This is a genomic window from Segetibacter sp. 3557_3 (assembly GCF_004354985.1).
Lineage (GTDB): Bacteria > Bacteroidota > Bacteroidia > Chitinophagales > Chitinophagaceae > Segetibacter.
The window spans coordinates 254895-266139 of record NZ_SMSK01000007.1 but is presented as its reverse complement, the minus strand read 5'-3'; the positions used below and the strand labels follow the sequence as shown (position 1 = coordinate 266139).

The following is an 11245-nucleotide window of genomic DNA, read 5'->3' as shown; positions in this document are numbered from 1 at the left end:
ACAGTTACAGAAGTAACGTTGTTTGCAACACTAACGGTGTAATCCAGGGTAGTTGCTGCAAATACCGGGTTAAGTGCTCCAGCTGAAGTGATCAGGTTGGAGAGGTTTGCATTTGTAGCGCCAAGCGTTTTGCCTGATGCTGCCGGCCCAAACTCAGTTGACACGTTTCCACCATTCTGAGCCTTTAAACTGAAGCTATAAGTTGTTGCAGGTGATAAACCGGTAACCGAACCCCAAAGATTAGCTGTCTGGTAAACGGCAGTTGCGCCCAGCGTTCCGTTTGCCTGTACGTATTTGTTGGTTGTTGTTTCCAGGATTGCGTAAGTGGTAGTCGAAGGGTTGTTGTTTACGGCGCCCGTAACAACTACATTAAGTGAAGTCTGTGTTGGCGTATTAACTACCGGGGCGGTTGGCGCATTTGCGAGTGTATAAAACGAAAATGTACCGCCTGTTGCAGTGCCTGAGGCATTGGTAGCTGTAGTACGGAAGAAATATTGTGTATTAACGCCGAGACCAGTCAGCGGAACTGAAACAGAAGAGGTTGAAGTTCCTGAAAGATTAGATGGGATAGCGCTGATAGAAGAACCTAAAGTATTGCTTGTGCCATATTCGAACGCTACCGTTGCATTTGAGCCTTGCGCATTAACAGTTCCGTTAAGCGTAGCAGATGTAGTAGTAACCGAAGTTTGAGCGGCTGTGGTAACAAGTGGTGCGGAACCCGTTTTGTTAACGGTAACGGTGTAACTGGTTGTGCGACCATCAGGTGAATTAACATCAATAGAAATGGTGTTCAATCCGGGTGCAAGGTTGATTGGATCGGAAGCAGTACCATTAGCAACAACATTTCCGTTCACACGAATGGTAGCTGTACCATCGGCTGCGGTAGGTGTAAGTGAGAAATTGCTGGTGTTTCCCGGCACATTTACTGAATAACTGGTAGTGGTAGCTGTAAAACCCGGAGAAAGTGTGCCGGTACTCAGTGTAAGATTTGATAAACGCGACTGCAGGGCGTTAAAAACGTCCTTACCAAACTGGATCATACCGCTTGCATCGTAGTGGGCATAGTCAAATAAACCGTACCCATCGGTATTGATCAGTGTTGCATTATTCGCAGGATTAGCGCAATATTCGGCTTGTGCTGCTCTAACAATGTGACGATAGGGGAATGCCTCACCTGGTCCGTTTAAACGACTGATTACCTTTTTATAGGTATTGTTAGGAAGCGCATACTTTGTACCCAGTGACTTCCAGAGTACATCGAAGCCGTTAAAGAATTCGGTTAACCCGGTTAGCTCGTTGTTAGCCTGGTTCTCATGTCCGGCTTTAGCATCGTTTTCGCCGCCAATCCAGATGATGCCTTTAAGATCTAGTTTATAACCATTCGCAAGGGCTTGTTTAACGGTGATCTCGAGCCATTCTTCCATTTGTTGAAAGCGTGAGCCCGTTCCGCCTGTATACGGATGAGTTGGTTTCCATTCGATGGTAACCGATGAGTTAGCCACACCTTGTTTGTAGAGGTAACGTTGTGTTAGCTTTTGATCCTGCAGGAGTTTGAAAAAAGATGCTTCCGGACCAAACTGCTCGAGACTTGCATAGTTCTCGCACATGGTGTTAAATCCGACGTTTAATTTTTCCAGAACGGCGGAAAAAGCACCCCTGCCTGGGTTCCAAATATCGGATTGTGGAATGATTCCCTTGTAAAGGGCTTGCTCTGCAGGGGTCATATCACTTACATTGGTCCAGCCCGCGTTAGACTCGCCGGCTACAATATAAAATGGTGCAGAAGTTTGTGAGGATACTGAAGTGACGCAAAACGCCATGATCAGCACTAATGCCAGTGAATAAAGGTTTTTCATCTTGAAAGGGAATAATGGTTAAAACTCAGTACCATTGATGGCATTGAAGTATTAAAGGTTGCAACAGTGGTCGGGCAAAATAAAAAATATTCTGTTCTACCACTCTCGTGGGGCGGCTGAGCAGTTTTATCCCGGTTAAGAGAACGCCCATAATTGGTGTAAATCATTCCTGAAAGTTTAATATACAAGTCTTACCTCATGGTTATGAGGCTTAAATTGTCTTTCTTAAGCGTGGATTTTGATTAGGGGGAGGAGCAAAATAAATTAAAAGATATTTAATCGAATTGCGATAGGAATTAAAGTCAACTTAAAGCACATTAAAATAAATTAATGTATATTCATCTCGTGGGAGACTTCTATTTGCCGTCTTTGCTCTCCTATTCTTCAAAGGCTTTACCAGGGATGTTGTGATACATCTTTTGCGGTAGTGTATTACCTCTTTTAAATACCAAAAATTCATTTTTTAGGTGCGTAAAAATACGTTTTTTAGCATGACACCTATATTAATTTATTCACACTTATCCCAGTCTGGTACGATCAGCTATTCTTTGACCGGTCCAGGCAGTCAATAATCAAACGGAAAAATGGGTTTGCAGCGGCTTGCTTAAAACCCTGTTGAGAGTAACAATTGTTCATAACAGTTGACATTATAAAAATTAATATTTTTTATGGAGTATGCTTTAATTAACAATTTAAGGGCCGCATTCACTTGATCTTAACAACTTAAAGAAAAGACCCGGGCAGCCCTTTACTGGCAGCTTAATCAATACGGTTAGAAGCTTTTTTTTGTAATTGTGCCACCGAAGCATCGTGATAGCCGATGTTTGTAAATCCAGTTTTCTGAATGTATAGTTTTTTACCCAGGCAAAACGCTGGTTCAATCCCGGTTGTTCCAAGGCTTAGGGCTGCTAATGAGCAGGTTATAGTAACGACCCGGGCCAGGTCGCTAATTTTTTTTCATATGTTTAGTCAGGCAAAACCAACCTGTTCCCAGTACTCTGTGGCCACAAACAATCTCCCGTGATAAGTCTATGGAACAGTAACTGTACCCTGGTGTAAACGGGGAGCTTTTCATTACCAACTGATAACAACTGACTGAAACAACCCTTACCGGCGGATTAGTGGGTAGGCGAATTTCGAATTGTGACCGTGGTTTGGCGGTATTTGGCGGTAGCGTAATCTTATATTAGGTCGTGGGTCGTTCAAACAGCTACTTCCAGACCTGAAAAAACCTGCTTAACCGGGATGGCCGATCACCGGTTCTCCCCGCTTTCCGGAAGAGCGCTTAATTAACCCCAGCGAAATAAGTATATTTATTAAAACACCTGTTTTGATACATTTTCTTTTAAATGACAAGCCTATTGCCACCTCGTTCGAGCCCCGTTCGTTGTTGCTTGATTTTATCCGTTACCATCAAAACCTGGTGGGCACTAAAGTGGGCTGCAGGGAAGGAGATTGTGGGGCCTGTACGGTACTTGTCGGTACCTTAAAGGATAATGACCTGACCTATTCTTCGGCAACCTCCTGCCTTATGCCGTTAGGAAACGCGGACAGAAAGCATATTGTAACTGTTGAAGGGATCAATATGACAGGCTTGAATGGCATACAGGAAGCTATGGCAAGCGAAGGAGGAACCCAATGCGGGTTCTGTACCCCAGGTTTCGTGGTTTCGTTAGCCGGATTTGTGCTTGATCCCAAACCCCCTTCAATAAACCGGGGGATTGAACACATAAACGGGAATATATGCCGGTGTACCGGGTACAAGTCAATCGAAAGAGCGACGGCAAAGATTTGCGGGGTGCTTGAAAAAAGAAACTCCGCTGTTCCGGTGGGCTTTGCAATTGAGAAGGGATTTTTACCCGGGTACTTCGGCGGCATTGCGGACCGGCTTAAGCAATTGCCCTCGCCTGAACAAGAAGGCCATTTCGCAACTCCAAAATTTCTGGGTGGTGGCACCGATCTTTATGTACAAATGCCCGAAGTAATGCAGCGGGCCAATGTGCGGTTTCTTGCAAAGGATCAGCCAGCAGCAATCCGGCAAGAGGGAGCTAAATGCATCGTTAGTGGAACGGCCTCCGTTTCCGACCTCATCAATTCACCAATCTTTCACTCCAGTTTCCCGGAAATCTTCCGGTTTATAAAATTGGTATCCAGTACACCGATCAGGAACATGGCTACGATTGCGGGAAACTTTGTGAACGCTTCGCCAATCGGTGATCTTACGATCTTTTTTCTTGCTCTAGATGCGGAACTGCGCCTGACAAACGGGACGACAAACCGTGTGGTTGCGCTTAAGAAGTTCTATCGTGGCTATAAACTTATCGAGAAAGAAGCAGACGAATATATACAAAGCGTCGAATTCAACCTGCCTTCACCGGATCATTATTTCAATTTTGAGAAAGTGAGTAAAAGAACCCACCTGGATATTGCAAGTGTAAATACAGCTATGTTGGTAGAGTTGAGGGATGAAAAGATACAGGCCGCGGCGATAAGTGCCGGCGGGGTGGGGCCATTCCCATTGTACCTCGAAAAGGCCTCTGCATACCTCGTGGGTAAAAAGCCAACAAGCGAAGCGTTACGGATGTGCATCGAAGTTGCGCAATCGGAAATTTCGCCGATTAGCGATACACGGGGATCCGCTCCCTATAAAAGATTGCTCCTGGCCCAACTGATAAACGCGCATTTTATGGGTTTGCCGCAAACAGCCTCGTGAGCTGGCGTTTGGGCACCGGCAGCCGCAACATAAATATTGTATGGCGGCGCCATTACTGGTAGAAGGGCACCATAAGTCGTCTACATTAGGGTAGGACGGAAAAATTTGCTTTATACAAAGAACAATCAGGCTAAAGGTATTGATTGGTTAGCCTGATGGGTTGCTCGCCTGATAGCCTGCAGGGATCCTGTTGCAGGTGGTTATACAGATGAACGGATTGCGACGCAACGGCTGCCAAATAGCATTCATAATGCTGGTACCAAAAAAAAAGTTATGCAGAATATTGACTCCTTTTCGCATACCCGTGGCGAGTCTGTTTACCTCGACGATATACCGGTGCTTGCGGGTACCCTGTATGCAGCAGTGTTTGGTTCTCCCGTAGCCCATGGTCGTATAACCGGGCTTGATTTGACTGAAGCTAAAGCGCAGCCGGGAGTGGTTGCAATATTTACTTGTAAAGACATACCCGGAACAAACCAGATCGGTGGGATCGTACCCGACGAGCCACTACTGGCGGAAGATTATGTTTACTACCACAGCATGCCCGTAGCGCTTGTTGTAGCGGAGAGCCCGGCAATTGCTCATGCAGCAATAAAGCGTATTCGAATAGACATTGATCCACTACCGGTGATTACTGACCCGAGGATAGCGAGAGCAAGCGGCGAGTTGATTGTGCCCCCGCGAACTTTCCGGTTGGGCGATACAGCTGCCGCCTGGCAATCGTGTGCCCATATATTTGAAGGGGTAGCGGAAACGAATGGGCAGGAACACCTTTATATTGAGACCCAGGGGGCTTATGCAATACCAACAGAAAACAACTGCCTGAAAATTTATTCTTCAACCCAGGGACCAACCGCTGTGCAGCGCCATCTCGCCCATGTACTTGGTATACCCATGCACCGGCTCGAAGTTGATGTAACCAGGCTTGGCGGCGGCTTTGGCGGAAAGGAGGACCAGGCTACAGCATGGGCGATCTTTTGTGGCCTGGCCAGTTTTCACCTGAAGCGGCCGGTCAAGTATTCGCTTGATCGCCTGGAAGACATGCGCATGACGGGCAAACGGAACCCGTATTCTTCTGATTATAAAATCGGGCTAAGCGCCGATCTGCAAATAATTGCTTACGAAGTAGTGTTTCACCAGAATGCCGGCGCATGCGCGGACCTGTCTCCCGCGGTTTTGGAGCGAACCCTATTTCATTGCACCAATAGTTATTACGTTCCTAATGTACTGGCTACGGCCTATAGTTGCAGAACGAACCTGCCCCCCAATACTGCGTTTCGTGGATTTGGAGGTCCGCAGGGAATGTTTGTTATTGAAGCGGCCATATGCAAGGCTGCAGAGGAATTGGGCATTCGGGCAAGTGTGATACAACACAAAAACCTGTTACAAACAGGAGATGAATTCCCATATGGTCAGCGGGTGCAAAGCGAAGCGCGGAACTGTTGGGATAAAGCAATGGATCAATATGGAACAATAAACCTGGAGCAGGAAGTTGCCCGGTTTAACCAGCAACACCAATACCGAAAAAAAGGGATGGCGTTTATGCCGGTATGCTTCGGCATATCATTTACCAAAACCATGATGAACCAATCGCGTGCGCTGGTACATGTGTATACCGACGGAAGTGTAGGCGTAAGCACCGGGGCAGTTGAAATGGGACAGGGTGTTAACACCAAAATGTTACAGGTTGCCGCTTTGATGTTTGCGATTGATTCGGCAAAGGTAAAAGTGCATACCACCAACACCTTCCGTGTTGCAAACACTTCGCCTTCCGCAGCAAGTGCAACAGCTGACTTGAACGGCAAGGCTGTACAAATTGCCTGTTCGGCTATACGGCAGCGACTGGTGAAACTTGCCGCAGAAATGCTGGGGGTTGATGAAGTAAGTATTGAGCTCAGGGAAAATAAGGTATGGAGTTCGAACAAGCCTACGGAAATCAGCTGGGAACAATTGGTATTTGCAGCTTATGTGCGCAGGATAAGTTTGTCGGAACATGCGCACTATGCGACACCTGAGGTGAGGTTTGACCCGGCAACCGAAAAAGGTCACCCGTTTTCGTACCATGTATTTGGCACAGCAGTGACCATTGTTACGGTTGATTGTCTCCGCGGGATTTATGAAGTGGATGCGGTGAAGATCGTGCACGACTTTGGCACATCTATGAACCCGATGATTGACCAGGGACAAATTGAAGGCGGACTTGTACAAGGTATTGGCTGGATGACGATGGAGGAAATCATCTACGATAAAGACGGCAAACTAAAGTCTAATGCATTGTCGACCTATAAAGTGCCCGACATTTATGCTGCACCAAAAACGATTGATATCCATTTCCTGAAAACAGACCGGGCTAATCCAGCGATCCTGCGATCGAAAGCTGTAGGTGAACCACCGCTGATGTATGGACTCGGTACTTATTTTGCCCTTAGGGATGCGATCCGGGCATTTCGGCCGGATGCCGACCCTGCCTTTTCCGCGCCAATGACGCCAGAGAAGGTGCTTATGAGTTTATACCCTGAAGAAGCAGTTTCACTAACATCGCTGCACAAGGATGCGGAACATGCCGGTAAGCAAAATGCAGTGGTCAACACGCAATCGCACGGGTGATGCAAAGGAAAATTTTAGTTTGGAAAAGCATTCTTCACGATGTAACCATTAACCTCCCGGTTGCGCTGTTGTATGTTACCGAAAGCTCTGGTAGCAGCCCGGGGCGACGCGGATTTATGATGGCGGTAAGTGCGAATGGTGTAATCACCGGTTCGATTGGTGGGGGTATTATGGAGCATAAATTTGCGGAACTGGCAAAAGCACACCTGAACAATGCGTATTCCGGTGCAACCTGGTTCAGGCAATACCACGATAAAGTTGCAGCAACAGATCAAAGTGGGATGATTTGCTCCGGTGCGCAGGCAATTTGTATTTATGTTCCTGCAGCAAGTGATCGTGAGCCCCTGCAGCAAATAATTGGGGCCTTAGATAAGAATCAGGGTGGAACAATGACCATCAGTTCCAGCGGGATAAGGTACGCGCCGGAAATTACCGGTGAGGATGGTGCATTCGAGGCCTCCTCCCCGCAGGCTTGGCGCTATACCGAACACCTAATTCTTCAGGAACAACTTTACCTGGTTGGAGGTGGTCACTGCTCACTTGCGCTTTCGGCTGTTATGCATTCGCTGGGATTTACCATTCACCTCTTCGACGACCGGCCTGACCTCGGCACCTTTGCTTTGAATACATCAGCGGATAGCAAAACAATCCTGGCCGACTATTCAGCGTTAGGCAGCCATATTCCGGAAGGTGAAAATAAGTACGTAGTGATTATGACACAAGGTTACCGAACGGACTATCTCGCCCTTCGTTCAATAGCAGGATCAGCGTTTAGGTACATCGGTGTTTTAGGCAGCAAAAACAAGATCATTCAATTATTAAGGCAGCTGGAGCAGGAGGGTGTTGATCAGACATGGCTCAGTCGCCTTCATGCCCCGGTGGGACTTCCGATTAAAAGTGAAACACCCGATGAAATTGCGATCAGTATTGCAGCCGAGATTATCATGGTTAAAAATGCAAAAGGTCAGTAGCCTGTTTTGTCGTGTTTACTTTCCCATTCTTCAAACACCTTTATTGCCCGTTCCCTGCCAAGAGAAATAACCGGGATTTTTCTATTTTCCATATTGCAGCTCATTTCTTCGTAGATCATGGAGTCGTCGAACCCGATTGCTGCAGCATCCTGCCGGTTGTTGGCATAATAGATCACTTTTGGCCGCGCCCAGTAAATGGCGCCAAGGCACATGGGGCAGGGTTCGCAGGACGTGTAAACCTCGCAACCATCCAATTGAAAGGTTCCAAGTTTTTGACAGGCATCACGAATGGCAACCACCTCCGCATGCGCGGTAGGGTCGTTTGTTGAGGTTACTTTATTATAACCCCGGCCCACAACTTCGCCATCCTTTACGATAACACAGCCAAAAGGTCCGCCCGCATTATTTTGAACACCTTTTCGAGACAGGTTTACTGCCTCCAGCATAAATTCCTCTTCCCTGGTCATATTATTTGATTGCAACCGGTAAATATAGCCATTCGCTGCTGATTGGCATAATGTGCAGCGGGGCACACCCCGGGGCAATGGAGGGGCGCGAATGTTAAGCTTTTGTGTTCTTTAAACATCCGGGCGTAGATCGATGGAGTTGACGATAAAGAAAAGGGATACAACCGCCCGGTGGTAAATTGCATCCTGTATTTTTGTTGCTGCCCGATTTCTTTCTTATCGCCGGGTTTACGACACCCGGGCGTTTAAGGGACAAGAAACATTATGTAGCGATTGGTTGATTTACCATACAAGCCATATAGCTACAGCGCAGTTACAAGATGCGGGGCTTTGGATTTCAAACGATTGTTGTCATCATTTAATACAATAACTAATCATGGCTGCCAGAACAGACCTATTTCAATCGCCCGACTACTACCAGGTTGATGATTTGCTTACCGACGAACAGAAACATGTTCGGGAGGCGGTAAGGAGTTATGTGAAACGTGAGATCAGCCCGATCATCGAAGACTACGCCCAACGTGGTGAGTTTCCTGAACAGATTGTGAAGCAACTGGGCGACCTGGGGTGTTTTGGACCAACCATACCTGTAGAATATGGCGGTGGCGGGCTGGATTATATCAGTTATGGCCTGATGATGCAGGAACTGGAACGGGGTGACAGCGGAGTACGATCCACGGCTTCGGTACAGGGGTCGCTCGTAATGTTTCCTATTCATGCCTATGGTTCAGAGGAGCAAAAACAAAAATATCTGCCCAAACTTGGCAGCGGCGAGTGGCTGGGCTGTTTCGGTTTAACCGAACCAGACCATGGAAGCAATCCCGCGGGGATGGTAACCAACATAAAGGATGCAGGCGATCATGTAATCCTAAACGGTGCAAAGATGTGGATCAGCAATGCGCCATTTGCGACCGTAGCAGTCGTTTGGGCAAAAGATGAAGCGGGCGACATAAAGGGGCTGATTGTAGAACGTGGGATGGAAGGATTTTCTACTCCTGCGACCCATGGAAAATGGAGTTTACGGGCAAGTTCAACCGGTGAACTTGTATTTGATAATGTAAAAGTGCCTAAAGAAAACATTTTTCCCGGTGTAAAGGGGTTAAAAGGACCGCTTGGCTGCCTGAGTAAGGCGCGATACGGAATAGCCTGGGGTGCACTTGGTGCCGCCATGGATTGCTACGATACTGCTTTGCGCTATAGCAAAGAGCGGGTACAATTCGATCGACCGATCGGAGGATTCCAGTTGCAACAAAAGAAACTGGCTGAGATGATCACTGAGATAACCAAGGCACAACTTATGGTTTGGCGCCTTGGCACCTTGATGAATGAACATCGTGCAACTGCAGCGCAGATTTCCATGGCAAAAAGAAACAGTTGCGAAATTGCGGCTAACATAGCAAGGGCCGCCCGGCAAATGCTTGGCGGTATGGGTATCACCGGGGAGTATTCCATTATGCGACACATGATGAACCTTGAAAGTGTAATTACTTACGAAGGAACACATGATGTGCATCTTCTTATCACCGGAATGGATGTTACCGGCCTGAATGCTTTTAAATAAACCGGCCGCAACGCAGCCATACTAAAACCAACATCAGTTATACTGCATGAAGAAGATTTTTTTGATCGGGTTAATGGGTTCGGGCAAAACATACTGGGCCGAAAAGCTAAAGCGGAAATTGAAAGTGGCTGCATATGACCTCGACAATCTTGTAGAGATCATGGAAGAACGAACCATTGAAGAGATATTTACTGAGGAGGGGGAGGAGTACTTTAGAACAGAAGAAGCCAGGATGTTACGGCTTTTTAAAGAAAAGAAAGAGTTTATACTGGCCTGCGGTGGCGGTACCCCGTGTTTTCATGATAATATGACCTGGATGAACAAAACGGGTATTACCATCTGGATAAATGAACCGGTTAGTGTGCTTGCTGAAAGGTTGAAAACTACAAAGGAACATCGCCCGCTTATCAGCTCGTTGCACGACGATGAATTGGTTCCGTTCCTGGAAAAAATGTTGACACAGCGGGAGGTGTTTTACGCAAAGGCAGCTTACCAGCTTGGAAAAGAAGAGATCACGGAGCAAAGTTTTACTAAAATTCTGAAAGAACATGCATAAGTCGTTTTTACGCGCCGCGGCATTGTTGGGAGCGCTTGCAGTTGCATTGGGTGCTTTTGGCGCGCATGCGTTGCGGGGAAAAGTTCCCGACGTAGCGGTAAACACCTTTGAAACGGGGGTGAGATACCATTTTTACCATGTCCTGGCCTTATGTGTACTTGCGATCATGTATAAAGAGTTTACCAATAAATGGATCACCTGGGCAGGCAACCTTTTCCTGGTGGGCATCCTGTTGTTCAGCGGCTCGTTGTACACACTCACGTTTATACTTGCAGCTGTACGTCCGGGTTTAAGCTGGATCGGGATCATCACGCCGTTTGGAGGGCTTGCTTTTATCGCTGGTTGGTTCTGTATGCTTATGGGGGTTTTGAGAACTGCCGACAAATAACGAATCAATGTCGTTTACTTAAGAGAAATCGTTGGTGACCAGCTGTGGGAATTCTATTTGCCATTGTTGCCCGCCCGGATGAACTCCATTCGGACGCCCGCCCGGATGAACCGGTTCGGACGGGGG

8 protein-coding genes are annotated in these 11245 nt (G+C 47.1%); 6 read left to right on the top strand and 2 right to left on the bottom strand.

Features of this window, described 5'->3' with window-relative positions; translation table 11 throughout:
- The coding region (locus EXU57_RS13365; protein WP_207955475.1) for a cadherin-like beta sandwich domain-containing protein at window positions 1-1856 on the bottom strand (1856 nt) is incomplete at its 3' end.
- Between the two features lie 1330 nt (window positions 1857-3186).
- On the opposite strand from EXU57_RS13365, the gene EXU57_RS13360 reads away from it, so the two are divergent.
- From EXU57_RS13360 to EXU57_RS13350, 3 genes are all read left to right on the top strand, one after another.
- On the top strand, window positions 3187-4569 hold the full coding sequence (locus EXU57_RS13360; protein WP_133268715.1) for an FAD binding domain-containing protein: 1383 nt from the start codon (window positions 3187-3189) through the stop codon (window positions 4567-4569).
- 273 nt (window positions 4570-4842) lie between these two features.
- On the top strand, window positions 4843-7176 hold the full coding sequence (locus tag EXU57_RS13355; protein WP_133268714.1) for a xanthine dehydrogenase molybdopterin binding subunit: 2334 nt from the start codon (window positions 4843-4845) through the stop codon (window positions 7174-7176).
- Window positions 7176-8147 carry an XdhC family protein gene (locus EXU57_RS13350; RefSeq protein WP_133268713.1) on the top strand — a complete coding sequence of 324 codons (972 nt, stop codon included), beginning with the start codon at window positions 7176-7178 and terminating at the stop codon, window positions 8145-8147. The genes EXU57_RS13355 and EXU57_RS13350 overlap by 1 nt, the downstream gene beginning before the upstream one ends.
- Here the strand turns inward: EXU57_RS13350 and EXU57_RS13345 are convergent.
- Window positions 8141-8614 carry a nucleoside deaminase gene (locus EXU57_RS13345; RefSeq protein WP_133268712.1) on the bottom strand — a complete coding sequence of 158 codons (474 nt, stop codon included), beginning with the start codon at window positions 8612-8614 and terminating at the stop codon, window positions 8141-8143. The genes EXU57_RS13350 and EXU57_RS13345 overlap by 7 nt on opposite strands.
- A gap of 376 nt (window positions 8615-8990) precedes the next feature.
- Between EXU57_RS13345 and EXU57_RS13340 the strand changes: the two genes are divergently transcribed.
- Genes EXU57_RS13340 through EXU57_RS13330 form a run of 3 tightly spaced genes read left to right on the top strand, consistent with a single transcriptional unit; the run spans window position 8991 to window position 11119 of the window.
- Window positions 8991-10175 (top strand): acyl-CoA dehydrogenase family protein, encoded by a 1185-nt coding sequence (locus EXU57_RS13340; protein ID WP_133268711.1) that lies wholly within the window; start codon window positions 8991-8993, stop codon window positions 10173-10175.
- Between the two features lie 46 nt (window positions 10176-10221).
- Window positions 10222-10731: a shikimate kinase gene (locus EXU57_RS13335; RefSeq protein WP_133268710.1), complete on the top strand. Its 510-nt coding sequence runs from the start codon at window positions 10222-10224 to the stop codon at window positions 10729-10731.
- Complete coding sequence (locus EXU57_RS13330) at window positions 10724-11119, top strand: DUF423 domain-containing protein (RefSeq protein WP_133268709.1); 396 nt, start codon at window positions 10724-10726, stop codon at window positions 11117-11119. Before EXU57_RS13335 ends, EXU57_RS13330 begins: the two co-directional genes overlap by 8 nt.
- Window positions 11120-11245: the final 126 nt, after the last annotated feature.